Annotated in this window: 12 protein-coding genes and 1 pseudogene; 2 read left to right on the forward strand and 11 right to left on the reverse strand. The window is 53.8% G+C overall.

The features are described 5' to 3' along the window. Positions 1–53 precede the first annotated feature (53 nt). The 3 genes from B9K09_RS11950 to B9K09_RS11960 form a co-directional block, all read right to left on the reverse strand. Positions 54–1241 carry a glycosyltransferase family 4 protein gene (locus B9K09_RS11950; protein WP_087517012.1) on the reverse strand — a complete coding sequence of 396 codons (1188 nt, stop codon included), beginning with the start codon at positions 1239–1241 and terminating at the stop codon, positions 54–56. An 81-nt stretch (positions 1242–1322) separates the two neighbouring features. Further along, positions 1323–2738 (reverse strand): HlyD family type I secretion periplasmic adaptor subunit, encoded by a 1416-nt coding sequence (locus B9K09_RS11955; RefSeq protein ID WP_087517013.1) that lies wholly within the window; start codon positions 2736–2738, stop codon positions 1323–1325. Next, positions 2735–4885, reverse strand: a complete 2151-nt coding sequence (locus B9K09_RS11960; RefSeq protein ID WP_087517014.1) for a type I secretion system permease/ATPase — start codon at positions 4883–4885, stop codon at positions 2735–2737. Before B9K09_RS11960 ends, B9K09_RS11955 begins: the two co-directional genes overlap by 4 nt. A 567-nt stretch (positions 4886–5452) precedes the next feature. On the opposite strand from B9K09_RS11960, the gene B9K09_RS11970 reads away from it, so the two are divergent. Continuing rightward, a complete protein-coding gene (locus tag B9K09_RS11970; RefSeq protein WP_087517015.1) occupies positions 5453–7042 on the forward strand; it encodes an ABC-F family ATPase in 1590 nt (529 codons plus the stop codon). A 260-nt stretch (positions 7043–7302) separates the two neighbouring features. After that, positions 7303–7875 carry an AAA family ATPase gene (locus B9K09_RS22820; RefSeq protein WP_087517016.1) on the forward strand — a complete coding sequence of 191 codons (573 nt, stop codon included), beginning with the start codon at positions 7303–7305 and terminating at the stop codon, positions 7873–7875. A gap of 33 nt (positions 7876–7908) precedes the next feature. Here the strand turns inward: B9K09_RS22820 and B9K09_RS11980 are convergent. The 8 genes and pseudogenes from B9K09_RS11980 to sdhA form a co-directional block, all read right to left on the reverse strand. Beyond that, positions 7909–8043 (reverse strand): annotated as a pseudogene (locus B9K09_RS11980) (transposase domain-containing protein); the annotation flags it as partial. 170 nt (positions 8044–8213) lie between these two features. After that, positions 8214–9101: a succinate--CoA ligase subunit alpha gene (sucD, locus tag B9K09_RS11985; protein ID WP_087517017.1), complete on the reverse strand. Its 888-nt coding sequence runs from the start codon at positions 9099–9101 to the stop codon at positions 8214–8216. Beyond that, positions 9101–10267: an ADP-forming succinate--CoA ligase subunit beta gene (gene sucC / locus B9K09_RS11990; protein WP_087517018.1), complete on the reverse strand. Its 1167-nt coding sequence runs from the start codon at positions 10265–10267 to the stop codon at positions 9101–9103. The genes sucD and sucC overlap by 1 nt, the downstream gene beginning before the upstream one ends. A gap of 201 nt (positions 10268–10468) precedes the next feature. Beyond that, entirely contained in the window at positions 10469–11905 is a 1437-nt protein-coding gene (gene lpdA, locus B9K09_RS12000) for a dihydrolipoyl dehydrogenase (RefSeq protein WP_087517020.1), read from the reverse strand. Between the two features lie 64 nt (positions 11906–11969). After that, positions 11970–13196 (reverse strand): 2-oxoglutarate dehydrogenase complex dihydrolipoyllysine-residue succinyltransferase, encoded by a 1227-nt coding sequence (gene odhB, locus B9K09_RS12005; RefSeq protein ID WP_087517021.1) that lies wholly within the window; start codon positions 13194–13196, stop codon positions 11970–11972. Between the two features lie 66 nt (positions 13197–13262). Continuing rightward, positions 13263–16094 (reverse strand): 2-oxoglutarate dehydrogenase E1 component, encoded by a 2832-nt coding sequence (locus B9K09_RS12010; RefSeq protein WP_087517022.1) that lies wholly within the window; start codon positions 16092–16094, stop codon positions 13263–13265. Positions 16095–16347: 253 nt separating this feature from the next. Beyond that, positions 16348–17052, reverse strand: a complete 705-nt coding sequence (locus tag B9K09_RS12015) for a succinate dehydrogenase iron-sulfur subunit (protein WP_087519081.1) — start codon at positions 17050–17052, stop codon at positions 16348–16350. An 11-nt stretch (positions 17053–17063) separates the two neighbouring features. Then, positions 17064–18836, reverse strand: a complete 1773-nt coding sequence (gene sdhA / locus B9K09_RS12020; protein WP_087517023.1) for a succinate dehydrogenase flavoprotein subunit — start codon at positions 18834–18836, stop codon at positions 17064–17066. Positions 18837–18839 lie beyond the last annotated feature (3 nt).

Genomic DNA, 18839 nt, shown 5'->3' on the forward strand with positions numbered 1-18839 from the left:
AAGGACTTCACCTTCTGAAACATTCCTTATTCACTAACCAGACCCAAATACAACTAAGCCAATATAGTAGCCAAGTATTTTTTGACTCCATCAACATTCGAATAACTCTGTGCATTAAGCCTTGCCGCTTGCCTTAAATACGACCATCGCCTAGGTAGAGTCAGCGAGTTTATAACCTGCTCGGTGACTGCCTCCGCGTTAAAGAAGTCCACCAACACCCCATTCTCGCCATCACGAATCACTTCTCTTACCGGCGCAGTATCCGAGCCAATAATTAAACACCCACTGGCCATGGCTTCCAGTAGCGACCAAGACAGGACAAAGGGGTAAGTCAGGTAGAGGTGCACCGCAGAAACCTGCAGCACTTTCTTATAGGTGGTCTTGCCGAGAAAGTGCACACGACTTAGGTCGACCGGATTTTCCGCCAGCAGTTTGCTGCGCCAGTTGGGTGAGTCCTTGGGTTTGCTGCCATAGCTGACGTCATCACCACCAACGACCACTACTTGGCAGGTAGGATGTTCTTTAAGAATTTTCGGCAGCGCACGCATAAAGCTGTGAAATCCCCGATACGGCTCCAGATTGCGCGCCACATAGGTGATGACTGGCTCGCCTGCCTTCAGCACTTTTCCGTTGGGCAGTTGTAGGGTCGCCTCGGGATCTGGCCCCAGGTTAGCGGTGTCGATACCTTCGTGGATGACCTGGATCTTGTCTTGATACGACTTGGGATGCAGGCTGTGCTGCCAATGAGTCGGGGTAATGGCGGCATCGCAGTTTTCTATGTTGAGCAGGTGCAGCGCATTACGACTACGAATGCTGGCGGCCCCATTTATATCCAAGGGAAATTCGTGATCAAAGCCTGCGTCAGCACCGCGAGTCTGGTAATAGTATTCGCAGAAGTGAACTAGCTTGACGTGCGGGAAAGCCTCCTTGGCATAGAGTGTTTCTCCCCAGCCGGGGTGGGCAACGATCACATCTGGACGGTAGCCTTTGGCCTTTAGATCCAACATAAGTCGCAGCACCTGCTGGCCGTGCAACACTCCGTCTTCGAAGCTACGTGCATAAGGATGAGTATGAGAGCTGGCAGTGCGACGAGGTTTGTAGCGCAGCATTTTCACGCCCGACAGCCCAGGCGCCTTTTCGCGACCGATGGCCAGTACCTGAACATCCGACTGCTTAGCCAAGTGCGCGGCAATATGGCGGAACTGACCGGGGAAGTTCTGATGGATAAACAGCACGTTCATGCAGCGCTCCCTGCGTTTACTTACTTCGCTTTTTCCTGCGATGGGTTACGCATTCGGCCAACCCACCGTACGGGCCGATGTTCAACGCTCGATCAAACTCTCATTCGCATACCGCTGAAGTGGACTCAAGAAGTAATCAATCACCTTCCTCTTATCCGTCTTAACCTCTGCTCTTACCGCCATACCCGGCGATAACGCAATCTTGTTTTCGCCCACTTGAATACTCTTCTGCTTAAGCTGTATCCGCGCGCTGTACACCAAGCCCAAACGTTCATCCTCGATAGCATCATTGGAAATGCTGACAACCGTGCCGTCGACTACGCCGTACTTGGTAAATGAGAAAGTCTCAACTTTTATCTCAACGGTTTGACCAGGACGGACAAAGCCAATGTCTTTGTTCTCCAACATGGCTTCCACTTCTACCGGTTGATCGCTGGGAACGATGACCATAAGCGGCTGGGCTTCGGTGACCACCCCTCCGTTAGTGTGGATCGCCAGTTGCTGCACTGTGCCCGCCACCGGTGCGGTGAGACGCATCAAGCTGTCGCGTTGTTGGGCTTTTTTCAGCTCCTGGCTCAGCGCGGCACTACGCTGCTCAGACTCATGTTCTAGGTCGAGCATGGCGCGGCGGGTTTGAGCTATCACACTGTTCTGTTGGCTTTGCGCAGCCTTTTTAGCTGCGCTGAGTTCAAGTACCCGTGATTTCTGAATACTTAACTCACGTTCTTGATCAAGGCGTATCTGTTCTTTTTCTAAGTAGGCGTGTTTGGCAATAAAGTTCTTTTTGAGTAGCCGCTTGTAATCCGCAGCGAGCTCTCGTGTTATCGGCAAGCTTTGCTGCAGTGAAGCGACTGTGCTTTTAGCGGATTCAATCTCTGCACTGCGTTGCTCAATTGCAGCGGCGCTTTGCGCCAACGTGCTTTGTAGTTCCAGGTATTGACCCTGCACCCAACGTTGTGCGGCTTTTTGCTGCTCTAAGCTGGCATGAGGGATAAGTTTTGCAAGGCTAGAAGGGCCCCGGTTTTGCTCAATGGCATCAAGCAAGGACTTGGCGCGAGCAGTGTCTACTTCGGCAGCGAGTAGATCACTGCTCAAGCGCTCGATATCAGCCCCGGTCATGCTGGTATCCAGTTCAATCAATAGGTCACCGGCTTTAACGTGCTGCCCGTCATACACGTAAATAGCTTTAACAACGGCTACTTCACTGGGTTGGATGATTTTGCTTTTACCGTTGGGTACGATCTTGCCGCTGGCGGTGGCGACCACATCGATTTCTCCAACACAGGCCCACACAAGCGTCAGTACGGCAAAAGCCATAATGGTCCATTGGATATATCGGGGTGCGGGATGGACGGGCTGTTCCTGTAAGGCCAAAGCAGCGGGCATGAATTGCACTTCATGGTTAAGCCGTGCCGGCGCGTCCATGGCTTTGCGATTTGTCCACGAGTGCCGCCATGCTTGTCGGTAGCGGTTAATTAAGTCGCGTTTGGCGCTCATGCCGCACCGCCTTGTTGCATGCGGTGCAGGCGCGAGTAATGCCCCGCTTGATGAGTTAGCAGTTCGCTGTGGCTGCCCTGCTCAACGATCTGCCCACGATCCATTACCAAGATACGGTTGGCATCGCGCACCGCAGACAAACGGTGGGCAATGATGATTACCGTACGGCCTTTGCAAATGGTTTGCATATTCTGTTGGATGACGCGCTCGGACTCGTAATCCAAGGCACTAGTGGCCTCATCGAATATCAGAATGCGCGGATTACCAATCAACGCGCGGGCGATAGCAATACGCTGACGCTGACCACCGGACAACGACGCACCGTGCTCACCAACAACTGTGTCGTAGCCTTCCGGCAACTCAAGAATGAATTCATGGGCGCCTGCCATTTTGGCGGCTTGCATCACCGCTTCAATAGGTGTGCCCGGGTCGACAAGGGCAATGTTCTCGCGAATGCTGCGAGCGAACAGCATATTGTCCTGCAGCACCACACCAATCTGTCGGCGCAACGAAGACACGTCGGCCAGAGCAAGGTCCATACCATCCACTAGCACGCGTCCACGCTCAGGCGTGTAAAGACGCTGCAACAGCCTGGTCAGGGTACTTTTACCCGAGCCCGAACGCCCCACTACACCGATAACTTCACCGGCATTGATGGTTAGGCTGATGCCGCGAAGCACTTCAGAGCCATCAGGGCGATAACGAAATTGCACCTGATCGAATTCAACATGCCCCCGCAGTGGCGGCAAAGCGCTGCGCGAATCCTGCGAAAGCTCAGTGCGCGTATTCAGGATATCGCCCAAACGCTGCACAGAAACACCGGTCTGCTGGAAGTTGGTCCACAACTGAGCTAACCGCATAATTGGCTGCGAGACACGACCGGCAAGCATATTGAATGCGATTAACTGACCCACACTAAGGTCGCCCTCAATCACCAAGCGCGCGCCCATCCACAGCGTGGCAACGGTCACCAGCTTGCCGATAAAGCCAACACTTTCATTAGCGATAGTGGAGAGGGTTTGAGTCTTGAAGCTGGCCGCGACGTATCCCGCTAGCTGGTTGTCCCACTTGCGGTTGATTTGCGGCTCAACCGCCATCGACTTAAGGGTGTCGATGCCGTTTACCGTTTCAACCAAAAATGCCTGATTCTCGGCACCACGGGTAAAGCTTTCGTTCAGGCGAGCACGTAATACTGGGGTGATCAACAGGGACACAATGAAATACAGCGGTAGCGACAAAATCACGATAAGCGTTAACCAGCCGCTGTACATAAACATCACGGCGATAAACACCACCGAAAAGAGAACATCCAACAGCAGGGTAATAGCGTTACCGGTTAGAAAGTTGCGGATATTCTCCAGCTCACGAACGCGGGCCACTGAGTCCCCCACGCGGCGGGCCTGAAAGTAAGCCAACGGCAAAGTCACTAAATGCCGGAATAAACGCGAGCCCAGCTCGACATCGATTCGACTGGCTGTATGAGCAAACACATAACTGCGCAGACCCGACAGCAGTGTTTCGAAGATCATAATGCCGAGTAGACCAATCGCGATCACATCTAGAGTAGACAGACCGCGATGCACTAAAACCTTATCCATCACCACCTGAAAGAAAAGTGGCGTAAGCAACGCAAAAATCTGCAGAACAAACGACACCAGCAACACTTCACTCAACAGCTTGCGGTACTTGACGATGGCAGGGATAAACCAGCTGAAGTCAAAGCGTGCTAGATCACCAGCAAGCGAAGCTTCAGAGCGGATCAAGACCAACTCCCCGGTCCATCGAGCCTCAAGCTCTTTAAAAGTCAGTACTTCAGGTCGTTGCGACTGAGGATCGTGGATCAGTGTTTTGCCATCATCCAGCCGAGCAATGATAAAGAAGTGCCCATTGCTGTCCGTAGCAATCGCTGGCAGCGGAGTATGACTCAGTCGAGAAAGAGAACTGCGGGCGGACTTGGCTTTGAGCCCGAGCGTCTTGGCTGCCAACAACATCTCGGCACGACCAAACAAACGGCCATCTTCTGCATATTCGTGGGTGAGCTGTTCGGGAGATGCGGCGACGTTATGAAAGCGCGCAAGCATCACAAGGCAAGCAAGGCCAGTATCGACTGAGGAGGTAGCACCCACTCCCGGGTGTGCATCTGTCATTAGCGGTCCTTGGCAAAGACACCGTTTGATAAACGGTTGTCAGAACCATCAAGCTAGCCAATTGCAAAACGCGCGGCAACTAATCAACCGTACGGATACAGACATTACAACCAGTTATGTGGAACGGTTCTCACTTGCAACTGATACGTCGCTCTCGGACATACGTTACTTGCTTCACCCAACGGCTATATTTCAGCCCGCCACCTAATAGCTGTTGAGTAATAGAATTTACCGACCGAGCCTTGGATTTCTCGCTCATCAGGCGCGATCAGCCCTAAAACAGACCCAAGTTTACAAACATCGCCTTTCTACACCCCAAACACCCAGAATCCCTTGTCGGCCACCGTACAACTGTAGTCTTACCTATGCGACAATAGGCGCAATGTCTGGCATAACCCTCGCATTCATTTCCCAGCAGCTCAGCCATCCTGTGCAGACGCTGCTCTTTTAGTATGCACGCTGGATCGACTCAAGCTCCGATTGGAGCTAACTGGAAAAGCCAGGTTTTGGTATCACATGGGTATCAGGCTAATCCAGACACTTCTAAGTTATTGATAGGTAAGCCCTTTGATCTCCACCGCTAACATCACCATGCAGTTCGGCGCTAAGCCACTGTTCGAGAACGTTTCCGTAAAATTCGGTAACGGCAACCGTTATGGCCTGATCGGTGCCAACGGCTGTGGTAAGTCGACCTTTATGAAGATCCTCGGTGACGACCTTGAACCGTCGGGTGGCCAGGTGATGCTTGAGCCCAATGTGCGTCTGGGTAAGTTGCGTCAGGATCAATTCGCCTACGAAGAATTCAACGTGATCGATACCGTGATCATGGGCCACGCTGAGTTGTGGCAGGTCAAGGCTGAGCGCGACCGCATTTACTCGCTGGCAGAAATGACTGAAGAAGACGGCATGGCTGTTGCCGAACTGGAAACCGAGTTTGCTGAAATGGACGGCTACACCGCCGAATCCCGTGCCGGTGAGTTGCTTCTTGGCCTCGGTATCCCCCTCGCCCAGCATTTTGGCCCGATGAGCGAAGTTGCTCCTGGCTGGAAACTTCGGGTTTTACTGGCCCAGGCTCTGTTCTCCGACCCGGACGTGCTGCTGCTCGACGAGCCAACCAACCACCTGGATATCAATACCATCCGCTGGCTGGAAAATATTCTCACGGCGCGTAACAGCACCATGATCATCATTTCTCACGACCGTCACTTCCTCAACAGCGTGTGCACGCACATGGCTGACTTGGATTATGGCGAGTTGCGCCTGTTCCCAGGTAACTATGATGAGTACATGACGGCGGCCACTCAGTCTCGCGAGCAACTGCTCTCGGACAACGCCAAGAAGAAGGCGCAGATCAGCGAACTGCAAAGCTTCGTTAGCCGCTTCTCGGCCAACGCCTCGAAAGCCAAGCAAGCCACTTCACGCGCCAAGCAGATCGACAAGATCCAACTGGCTGAAGTCAAACCATCGAGCCGTATCAGCCCTTTCATTCGCTTCGAGCAGACCAAAAAACTGCATCGTCAGGCAGTGACTGTTGAACATATGGCCAAGGGTTTTGACGGCAAGCCGCTGTTCAAGAACTTCAGCTTTACCGTTGAAGCAGGTGAGCGCGTCGCGATTATTGGCCCGAACGGAATCGGCAAGACCACTCTTTTACGCACCTTGATGGGTGAGTTGACCCCGGATGCAGGAACGGTCAAGTGGACGGAAAGCGCTGAGCTGGGTTACTACGCACAGGACCACGCCCACGACTTTGAAGATGACGCCACCCTGTTCGAGTGGATGGGTCAGTGGACTCAAGGCGGCGAACAGCTGGTACGCGGCACCTTGGGTCGTATGCTGTTCTCCAACGATGACATCCTCAAGTCAGTCAAGGTCATCTCCGGTGGTGAACAAGGCCGCATGTTGTTCGGCAAGCTGATCCTGAACAAGCCTAACGTGCTGATCATGGATGAACCGACCAACCACTTGGACATGGAATCCATCGAAGCCCTCAACCTGGCGCTGGAAAACTACCCGGGCACGCTGATTTTCGTCAGCCACGACCGTGAGTTTGTTGGCTCGTTGGCCACCCGTATCATCGAGCTGAGCGACAGCGGCGTGACCGACTTCAGCGGCACCTACGATGATTACCTGCGTAGCCAGGGCGTTATCGTTTAAGCACCCTGCCCCACAGTAAAAAAGCCCGCTCTTGTAGCGGGCTTTTTTGTGCGCGTCGCTCGGCGTGACAATGCACAGCTAGGCTATTGGTGGACGGAAAGAAAGCGACCGCTCACATGCCTTGGGTAATGTGAGCACCTAGCAAATCCACGTGCCCGATGACCCTGGCCGCAAGTGCGATGTTTTCTACTTGATGAAGGAGGCTGGATGACGATCACACTGCCCAGTATGATCAGGATATTCAATGAGCAGGGGCTCCTATGCAGCGCGTCATGATTATTGGCCAACCGGGGTCAGGAAAAAGTACGCTGGCTCGGGAGATGGGCAAGCACACCGGTCTTCCGATTACCCATATTGACACGATCCATTGGCAACCGGGGTGGGTCGAGCGGAACGCAGATGAGAAGACTCGCCTTTGTCACGAGGTTGAGGCTCGCGATCAGTGGATTTTTGAAGGCGGTCATTCGGCCACTTGGGACAACCGTATTGCCAGAGCCGATCTCCTAGTATGGATTGATCGGTCGTCGGCACTTCGGTTTTGGCGTGTGCTTCTAAGAACTTTGACCCAGCTTGGTAGCCCTCGCCCTGACCTTCCAGAGGATTGCCCAGAACAGCTAGGGAACCTCCCTGAGCTTTTCAACTTCATGTGGACTACCCGTAAATCGGCGCGTGCCAAGATGAAGCAGCTTGCGGCAACGGCGCCGTTAACATGTCGCGTCGTCTGTCTGCGATCCAACCGCCAAACCAGGCAATTTCTGTCGAGTATTGGAGAAGTACATTGTGCAAAGTCGTCGCGAAAACTCCACGTTCCGACAAAACCGCTGCGTGATTGAAGGGCGCTAAGCGCCGTAGTCACGTTGTATTACTCAAGCTGGCACCCACTGGTGCGCAAGCAACTGGTCAATCTTACTTGCCCGCTGCGTCAGCACATCTTTCAGATAGGCATACGGATTATGCCCACTCATGTGTACCGACTGAATTAGACTCATGCAGGAAGCTGAGTTGGCCGCACGCTAAAGACGGAAATGGCGCCGTCCACCCTACCCGCGTAGGGTGTGACAACGCGAAGCTTGTCCACCATGAGTTAGCGATGATCGCGGTGCATCGCCGGTAATGATTTCCCAATAAAAAAGGCCACCCGAAGGTGGCCTCTTTCTAAGCAAAAAAGCAATTACGCTTTTTTGACTTCCCAACCAGTCAGCTCAGCCAAGGCTTTGCCGATGTCAGCCAGGGAACGCACGGTTTTAACGCCTGCGTCTTGCAGAGCAGCAAACTTCTCGTCTGCAGTGCCCTTGCCGCCAGAGATGATTGCACCAGCGTGACCCATACGCTTGCCCGCAGGAGCGGTAACACCAGCGATGTAGGAAACAACAGGCTTAGTCACATTGGCTTTGATGTAAGCAGCAGCTTCTTCTTCAGCCGAACCGCCGATCTCACCGATCATAACGATCGCTTCGGTCTTCGGGTCTTCCTGGAACAGCTTCAGGATGTCGATGAAGTTAGAGCCTGGGATCGGGTCACCACCGATACCAACGCAAGTCGACTGACCGAAACCGGCGTCAGTAGTCTGCTTAACAGCTTCGTAAGTCAGGGTGCCGGAACGCGACACGATGCCTACTTTGCCTGGCAAGTGGATGTGGCCTGGCATGATGCCGATCTTGCACTCGCCCGGGGTGATAACACCTGGGCAGTTAGGGCCGATCAGGACAACGCCCAGCTCGTCACACTTAACTTTGGCTTCAAGCATGTCGATAGTTGCAATACCTTCGGTAATGCAAACGATCAGCTTGATACCGCCCATTGCTGCTTCCAGGATCGAGTCCTTGCAGAATGGAGCCGGTACGTAGATAACGCTGGCAGTAGCGCCAGTGGTTTCTACAGCTTCTTTAACAGTGTTGAACACTGGCAGGCCCAGGTGAGTTGAACCACCTTTGCCTGGTGTTACACCGCCGACCATTTTAGTGCCGTAGGCAATAGCTTGTTCGGAGTGGAAGGTACCCTGCGAGCCGGTGAAACCCTGGCAGATTACTTTGGTGTCTTTATTGATCAGGACGCTCATTACTTGCCCTCCGCAGCTTTGACGACTTGCTGAGCAGCGTCGGTCAAGCTGGTTGCCGCGATGATGTTCAGGCCACTTTCAGCCAGGACTTTAGCGCCCAGCTCAGCGTTGTTACCTTCAAGGCGAACAACAACCGGAATTTTAACGCCGACTTCTTTCACTGCGCCGATGATGCCTTCAGCAATCATGTCGCAACGAACGATACCGCCGAAGATGTTAACCAGAACGGCTTTAACATTGTCATCCGAGAGGATGATTTTGAACGCTTCGGTAACGCGTTCTTTGGTAGCACCGCCGCCAACGTCAAGGAAGTTGGCTGGCTGACCGCCGTGCAGGTTGACGATGTCCATGGTACCCATGGCCAGGCCAGCACCGTTGACCATGCAGCCGATGTTACCTTCAAGGGCAACATAGTTCAGTTCGAACTTGGCAGCGTGGGCTTCGCGTGGATCGTCCTGCGACGGGTCATGCATAGCGCGCAGCTTAGGCTGGCGGTACATGGCGTTGCTGTCGATGTTGATCTTGGCGTCCAGGCAGTGCAGGTTGCCGTCAGCCTTGATTACCAGCGGGTTCACTTCCAGCAGAGCCAGGTCATAGTCCTGGAACAGCTTGGCCAGACCCACGAAGATCTGAGTGAATTGCTTGATCTGGTTACCTTCCAGGCCCAGCTGGAAAGCCAACTCGCGACCTTGGAATGGCTGAGCGCCAACCAGTGGATCGATAGTTGCCTTGAGGATTTTCTCAGGGGTGTCGTGTGCCACTTTCTCGATGTCTACGCCACCTTCAGTGGACGCCATGAACACGATACGACGGCTGGAGCGATCAACTACAGCGCCCAGGTACAGTTCCTTGGCGATGTCAGTGCAGGACTCAACCAGGATCTTGCTGACAGGCTGGCCGTTGGCGTCAGTCTGGTAAGTTACCAGACGCTTGCCCAACCAGTTGGCTGCAAATGCCTTAGCATCTTCTTTGCTCTTGACCAGCTTCACGCCGCCCGCTTTACCGCGGCCGCCAGCGTGAACTTGGGCTTTAACAACCCACTCACTGCCACCGATTTTGTCGCAAGCTTCTGCGGCTTCTTCTGGGGTGTCTACTGCGAAGCCTTGGGATACGGGCAGGCCGTATTCAGCGAAAAGCTGCTTACCCTGATACTCGTGGAGATTCATGCTTGTCTACCGTCTTCGTTTAGGTATTGCGCATTCGGTGCTGCACATTAATGCCGCACCACCTGTGACCGCCATCTTGAGCAGTCCGACGTGCATTCCGCGCTTAACCAATGTTAAACACGGGCCGCAGTCGTGGTTCTTTTTATCCAGTAATCGCTGGGGCTGCCGTTTTGGCAGTCCCAAGGATTAATAGTTATTCACTCAGCGCTTTTTGCGATTAGCAACGTGAATAGCACCGCCATTCACTGCCAATGCCGCTTCGTGCAACGCTTCGGAAAGGGTTGGGTGCGAGAACACCATCATCCCTAAATCTTCGGCACTGGTGCCGAATTCCATGCCGATTGCGCCCTGCTGAACCAACTCAGCAGCGCTTGGACCAATGACATGAACGCCCAACACGCGATCAGTCTTGGCATCAGCAATAACTTTAACCATACCGCCGGTATCGTTTGCAGCCATTGCACGACCGCTGGCCGCGAATGGGAACGTGCCCACGTTAACAGCAATACCGTCAGCCTTGAGCTGCTGCTCGGTTTTACCAACCCACGCGATTTCCGGGTGAGTGTAGATAACCGATGGGATCAAGTCATAATTCATTTGCGCTTTATGGCCAGCGATACGCTCGGCAACCATCACGCCCTCTTCCGAGGCCTTGTGCGCGAGCATTGCACCACGAACTACGTCACCAATGGCGTAGACGCCTGGAACGCTGGTTTCGCATTGGTCATTGACGAAGATGAAACCGCGCTCATCCAGATCAACACCGCTGTCAGCTGCCAGCAATTCAGTAGTAACTGGGCGACGACCAACCGCTACGATCAGCTTATCGAAGGTCATCTTCTGCTCGCCATCGGCGTCAGTGAAGCTCACGGTCACTTGCTTCTTCTTAACTTCAGAAGCAGTCAGGCGTGCGCCCAGCAGAATTTTCAGACCTTGCTTGGTCAGGGTTTTCATCGCTTCTTTGGAGATCTGATCATCAGCCGCTGGCAGGAACTTGTCCTGAGCTTCGATAACAGTCACTTGCGAACCCAGACGCGACCATACCGAACCCAACTCCAGACCAATAACGCCAGCGCCGATAACGCCCAGGGTTTTCGGTACAGCTTGGAAATCCAGAGCGCCAGTCGAGTCGACGATTACGTCTTGATCAACCGGTGCTGGTGGAATATCGATCGGCTTGGAGCCCGAAGCGATGATCACATTACCGGCTTCAACAATCTGAGTAGTGCCATCTTGCGCGGTGACTTCAACTTGCTTGCCCGAAAGCAGCTTGCCATGGCCTTCCAGCAGAGTGACGCCATTGGCTTTGAACAGGGTGGCAACGCCGCCAGTCAGGTTCTTAACAATGGTGTCCTTACGGCCAACCATTGCAGGCACGTCCATGGTCACGCCTTTGGCAGTGATACCGTGGATAGCAAAGCCTTCCTGTGCTTCGTGGTATTTCCACGAGCTGTCGAGCAGTGCTTTAGAAGGAATGCAACCTACGTTCAGGCAAGTGCCACCAAGAGCGATCTTGCCCGCTTTATCCTGATACTTCTCGATACAGGCAGTCTTCAAGCCCAGTTGAGCCGCCTTGATTGCAGCTACATAACCGCCAGGGCCGGCACCGATGACTACCACGTCGAATTTCTGAGACATTACTGATTCCTTCTCAAATAAACCGGGCGGCTCCTTGTGAGAGCCGCCGAGGGAGAAACTGGGTTTAGATATCCAGCAGCAGACGCGCAGGATCTTCCAGCAGGTTCTTGATGGTCACCAGGAAGGTCACGGCTTCCTTACCATCGATCAGGCGGTGATCGTAAGACAGCGCCAAGTACATCATAGGACGAATAACAACCTGACCATTGATCGCCATCGGGCGTTGCAGAATGTTGTGCATACCCAAGATAGCAGCTTGCGGCGGGTTAACGATCGGCGTCGACATCATCGAACCAAAAGTACCACCGTTAGTGATGGTGAAGGTACCGCCAGTCATCTCGTCAATCGACAGTTTGCCGTCGCGGGCCTTTTTACCGTAGGTCGCAATGCCGTTTTCGATTTCAGCCAGGCTCATCGATTCGGCGTTACGCAGTACCGGTACAACCAGACCGCGGTCGCTCGATACTGCTACACCAACGTCAGCATAACCGTGGTAAACGATATCGGAGCCGTCGATCGAAGCGTTGACTGCCGGGAAGCGCTTAAGTGCTTCGGTGGCCGCTTTAACGAAGAACGACATGAAGCCCAGGCGTACGCCGTTGTGCGACTTCTCGAACAGATCTTTGTACTTCGAACGCAGGGCCATGACTTCAGTCATGTCGACTTCGTTGAAAGTGGTCAGCATAGCCATGTTCGACTGTGCTTCAACCAGACGCTCAGCAACCTTCGCACGCAGGCGAGTCATTGGTACGCGCTTTTCAACACGATCACCAGCAGCTGTCACTGGAGCGCTAGCAGTTGCGGCAGCAGCAGGCTTGGCAGCAGGAGCATTTTTCTTGGCTTCAACAGCAGCAACTACGTCTTCTTTAGTGACGCGGCCGCCTTTGCCAGTACCGGAAATGCTGCTTGGGCTGATGCCATTCTCTTCAGCCAACTTGCGTGCAGCAGGCGATAGAATCTGGTCATCGTCGCCTGCGGCAGCTGGTGCTGCGGCAGGTGCTTCATCTTTCTTGGCTTCGGGTGCCGAAGCAGCAGCTGGAGCAGCCGCGGCTGCGCCTTCATTCAGGCGACCCAGCAGTTCGTTGCTCAGTACGGTGTCGCCTTCGTTTTTAACGATTTCCGCGATAACGCCGTCGGCTTCAGCCAACACTTCGATAACGACTTTGTCAGTCTCGATGTCAACGATCAGTTCGTCGCGCTTGACTGCGTCGCCAGGCTTTTTATGCCAAGTCGCAACGGTACCGTCAGCAACCGATTCCGGGAAAGTTGGGGCATTAATATCGATAGCCATTGTGTGTGTCCTTAAATTCGGTTTTCAACGAGGCGGCCTACTCAGGCCGCCTCTTGCGCTCAGGCGTTAAACAGTAAAAGCGTCCTGCAGCAGTTTTTCCTGCTGCTCGGCGTGCAACGATGCATAACCGCATGCTGGAGATGCAGAGCCTTCACGGCCGGCATACTCAAGAACCAGGGTTTTCTTGTGCGCAGTAACAACACGGCGCATGTGATGCTGGCTGCAATACCAAGCACCTTGGTTCATCGGCTCTTCCTGACACCAGACGATGTGCTTGAGGTTCTTATAGACAGCAAGAGCCTCAGTCAGGTCATCTTCCGGGAACGGATAGAGCTGTTCTAGGCGTACGATTGCGATGTTGTTCAAGCCTTCATTGCGACGCTTTTCGAGCAAGTCGTAATAGACCTTGCCGCTGCACATCACCACACGGTCAACTTTCTTCGGATCGATTGGATCAATCTCTGGAATAACCGTCTGGAACGAGCCTTCAGCCAAATCTTCCAATGTCGAGGTTGCCAATTTGTGGCGCAACAGCGACTTAGGCGTCAATACGACCAATGGCTTGCGTAGCGGACGAATAACCTGACGGCGCAGCAAATGGTAGATCTGAGCTGGCGTGGTCGGTACGCAAACCTGCATGTTGTGCTCGGCACAAAGTTGCAGATAACGCTCCAGGCGCGCCGAGGAATGCTCAGGCCCCTGCCCTTCGTAACCATGCGGTAGGAGCATGGTCAGACCACAGAGACGGCCCCACTTGGTTTCGCCGCTGGAGATGAACTGGTCGAATACAACCTGAGCACCGTTAGCGAAGTCACCGAATTGCGCTTCCCAGATAACCAAGCCATTTGGCGTGGTGGTGGAATAACCGTATTCGAAGGCCAGCACTGCTTCTTCAGACAAGAACGAATCATACAGATCAAATTCTGGCTGATCGTCATAAAGCTTCTGCAGTGGAATGTAGGGAGTGCCGTCTTTTTGGTTATGCAAAACAGCATGGCGGTGCGAGAACGTACCGCGACCCACGTCTTGACCGGTGATGCGAATTGGATGGCCTTCAAACAACAGGGTTGCGTAAGCCATGGTCTCGGCGTAGCCCCAGTTGATCGGCAGCGCACCGGCAGTCATCTTCTGGCGGTCTTCGTAGATCTTCGACACCTGACGTTGAACCACAAAGCCGTCTGGAGTTTCCAGCAGCTTGGCCGAAAGCTCTTGCAGGGTTTTCAGATCAAAACGGGTGTCGTGACGGGCAGTCCAGGCGTGGCCCAGATACGGACGCCAGTCGACAAACAGCTCTTTGTTAGGCTCTTTAACCAAGCTCTTAACAACGTGCTGACCGTTATCCAGTGCTGCGCGGTATTCATCACTCTTGGCCTGAACATCTTCAGCAGTCTGACGCGATGCATTGACCAGCATTTCAGCGTACAGCTCACGTGTAGTGCGCTGCTTGGCGATTTGCTGATACATCAGTGGCTGAGTGCCGTTGGGTTCATCGGCTTCGTTGTGGCCGCGACGACGGTAGCAAACGAGGTCAATAACTACGTCTCGCTTGTACTGCATGCGGTAATCAACAGCCATTTGCGTGACAAACAATACAGCTTCCGGATCATCACCATTTACATGGAAAATCGGCGCCTGGATCATTTTCGCAACATCAGTGCAGTACTCGGTGGAGCGAGCATCGTCTACACGGCTGATGGTAAAACCAACTTGGTTGTTGATAACGATATGGATCGTGCCGCCAGTCTTGAAGCCGCGAGTCTGCGACATCTGGAAGGTTTCCATAACCACGCCCTGACCTGCAAATGCAGCGTCACCGTGGATGGAAATCGGCAGAACCTTGTCACCCACATTGTCGCTGCGGCGATCTTGACGGGCGCGTACTGAGCCCTCAACTACCGGGGAGACAATCTCAAGGTGCGAAGGGTTGAACGCCAACGCCAGGTGAACTTCGCCACCAGCAGTCATCACGTTCGAGGAGAAACCCTGGTGATACTTAACGTCACCCGAGCTCAGGCCTTCGGTTTTCTTGCCTTCGAACTCGTCGAACAGATCACGTGGGTTCTTGCCGAACGTGTTGACCAATACGTTGAGACGGCCACGGTGGGCCATGCCGATGACAATTTCTTTGGTGCCGTAAGAGCCGCTGCGCTGGATGATCTCATCCAGTAACGGGATCAGGCTCTCACCACCTTCCAAACCAAAGCGCTTGGTGCCTGGATATTTGGTGCCGAGGTACTTTTCAAGACCTTCAGCCGCAGTCAGGCGCTCAAGCACATGCCCCTGCACTTCTGCTGAATATTGGGGACGACCACGAACGCTTTCCAGACGCTGCTGGAACCAGCTACGTTGCTCAGAATCGACGATATGGGTGAACTCTGCGCCAATCGTGCGGCAATATGTCTGCTGCAACGCTTCGAGAATTTCACGCAAACTCGCCTCTTCCTTGCCGATGACAAGACCACCCGTGCGGAACGTGGTGTCCATGTCAGCGTCAGTCAGGCTGTAGTGATTGATCGACAGATCAGCTGGCAGCGGGCGCTGCCAGAGACCCAGCGGATCAAGCTGCGCAGCCTGATGACCACGCATGCGGTAGGCCTGAATCAGACGCAGAACCTCGACTTGCTTTTTTTCGTGCTCGCTGCTGACGCTACCGGCTGAAACCGGTTGCGCACGCGCTTTGTTTTTTGCGAGCAGCACGAAATGGTCGCGAATCGTGGAATGCGATACGTCTGTTGTGGCGCCACCATCGGCCGGTAACTTCTGGAAGTAAGTGCGCCACTCTTCTGGCACAGCGTTGGGATCGTGCAGGTAAAGCTCATAGAGCTCTTCCACATAGGCAGCGTTTCCACCGGATAGGTGGGCGCTGTCCCACATGCGCTGCATCACGCTTTCTTGCATGCTTGGTCACCCTCGGTTAGGGGACACCACCGGCGTAGAAACCGTGTGGGCTTTCGAAGTCTTGATGCAGCGACCTCGGTAAAGCCACCACGGATCCCGCAGATAGTCCGGGCTCCGGCCCAGATGCCCCTGCTGGTCGTCATAATATTTCAAATTAGAACCACAGCTTTGTGGGCTGTGATTCTGGCTATAACTGCGGCATCGCATTCAACACGATACCGCAGGCGTTGCAGGTCTAGCAGAACTCGGTGAATCAAGTACCGCTTTGCAACAACATGCCGCGAATGTGGCCGATTGCCTTGGTTGGGTTCAAACCCTTAGGGCAAACGCTTACGCAGTTCATGATGCTACGGCAGCGGAACACACTGAATGGATCATCCAATGCAGACAAACGTTCAACTGTTTTTGTGTCACGGCTATCAGCCAAGAAACGATAGGCTTGCAGCAGTGCCGCAGGACCCAGGAACTTATCAGGGTTCCACCAGAACGAAGGGCAGCTGGTCGAGCAGCAAGCGCACAGAATGCACTCATACAACCCGTCTAGCTTCTCACGTTCTTCCGGCGTCTGCAGGCGTTCGATAGCTGGCGTTGGCGTGTCGTTCTGCAAAAACGGCTGAATCTTCTCGTACTGCTTATAGAAGATGCTCATATCGACAACGAGGTCACGAATAACCGGCAAACCAGGCAACGGACGAATCACCAGCTTGTTGTTTTTCACCACAGCCGACAGCGGCGTGATGCAAGCAAGGCCGTTTTTGCCGTTAATGTTCATACCGTCAGAGCCACACACGCCCTCACGGCAAGAACGACGATAAGAGAAACCTTCGTCTTGTTCTTTCACCAGAGCCAGTACGTCAAGAACCATGATGTCCTTACCGCCTGTATCAACCTGGAAATCCTGCATGAACGGCGCAGAGTCGCTCTCAGGGTTATAGCGATAAACACTTACTTGCAACATATCAGCCACCCTTAGTAAGTCCGGATCTTGGGTTCAAACGTAGGAACTGTCTTCGGCGAGAAGTTGACGGCGCGCTTGGTTACACGCTTTTCACCTGGGAAGTACATGGAATGGCACAACCAGTTTTCATCGTCACGCTCTTCGAAATCTTCACGAGCATGAGCACCGCGAGACTCTTTACGGGTCTCAGCAGCGACCGCAGTCGCTTCAGCAACTTCGAGAAGGTTTTGCAGTTCCAAGGCTTCGATACGTGCAGTGTTGAAAGCTTGGCTCTTGTCCGCAATCTTAACGCTGGCGATCCGCTCACGCAGGTCGGCCAATTGGGCAATACCCTTCTGCATGTATTCGCCAGTGCGGAATACACCGAAGTAGTTTTGCATGCAGCTTTGCAGCTCTTTACGCAGCGGTGCTACGTCTTCACCAGTGGTGCGCTCGTTAACACCCGCCAGACGGCTAAGCGACTGTTCAATGTCAGTAGCACTGGCATTGCGATGCTCAACGCCTTCTTTAAGCGATTTTTCGAGGTGCAGGCCAGCCGCACGACCGAATACCACCAAGTCGAGCAGCGAGTTGCCGCCCAGACGGTTCGCACCATGGACCGATACACACGCCACTTCACCAACAGCAAACAGACCTTCGATGATCTTGTCGTTGCCGTTGGCATCCTGAGTAATCGCCTGACCATGAATGTTGGTGGCAACGCCGCCCATCATATAGTGGCAAGTCGGAACAACAGGAATCGGCGTAACAGCTGGGTCAACGTGAGCGAAGGTTTTCGACAGCTCAACGATGCCTGGCAGGCGGCTCAGCAGGACTTCTTCGCCCAGGTGATCCATCTTCAGCATTACGTGATCGCCGTCAGGACCACAACCGTTACCGGCAATGATCTCTTTAACCATCGAACGCGCAACAACGTCACGACCAGCAAGGTCTTTGGCGTTCGGAGCATAACGCTCCATGAATCGCTCGCCGTGCTTGTTGATCAGGTAACCACCTTCACCACGGCAGCCTTCAGTTACCAGTACCCCAGCGCCGGCAATACCGGTCGGGTGGAACTGCCACATTTCGATGTCCTGAACCGGAACACCTGCACGCAGCGCCATGCCAATACCGTCACCGGTGTTGATCAGGGCGTTAGTGGTAGACGAGTAGATACGGCCAGCACCACCAGTTGCCAGAACAACAGCCTTGGCGCGGATATAAACGGTTTCACCGTCTTCCAGGCAAATAGCAATAACGCCGACGATAACGCCGTCCTGGTTCTTCACCAGATCAACTGCGTACCACTCGTTAAGGAACGAGGTGCCTGCTTTGAGGTTGCCCTGATAAAGGGTGTGCAACAGTGCGTGACCAGTACGGTCAGCGGCTGCGCAAGTACGAGCAGCCTGGCCGCCCTTACCGAAATCTTTCGACTGCCCACCGAATGGACGCTGATAGATGCGGCCCTGTTCGGTACGCGAGAAAGGCAAGCCCATGTGCTCAAGTTCGAACACAGCTTCAGGACCTACAGAACACATGTATTCGATAGCGTCTTGGTCACCGATGTAATCGGAGCCTTTAACGGTATCGTACATGTGCCAGCGCCAGTCATCGTTCGGATCAGCCGAAGCGATCGCACAGGTAATACCGCCTTGCGCCGACACTGTGTGCGAGCGTGTTGGAAATACCTTGGTGACAACTGCGGTTTTGTGACCGCCTTGAGCCAATTGCAGTGCGGCACGCATGCCTGCACCGCCGCCACCGATGATGATGGCGTCATAAGAAAGTGTACGAATGCTAGTCATGGA

The sequence above is a fragment of the Pseudomonas sp. M30-35 genome, assembly GCF_002163625.1.
Taxonomy (GTDB): Bacteria; Pseudomonadota; Gammaproteobacteria; order Pseudomonadales; family Pseudomonadaceae; genus Aquipseudomonas.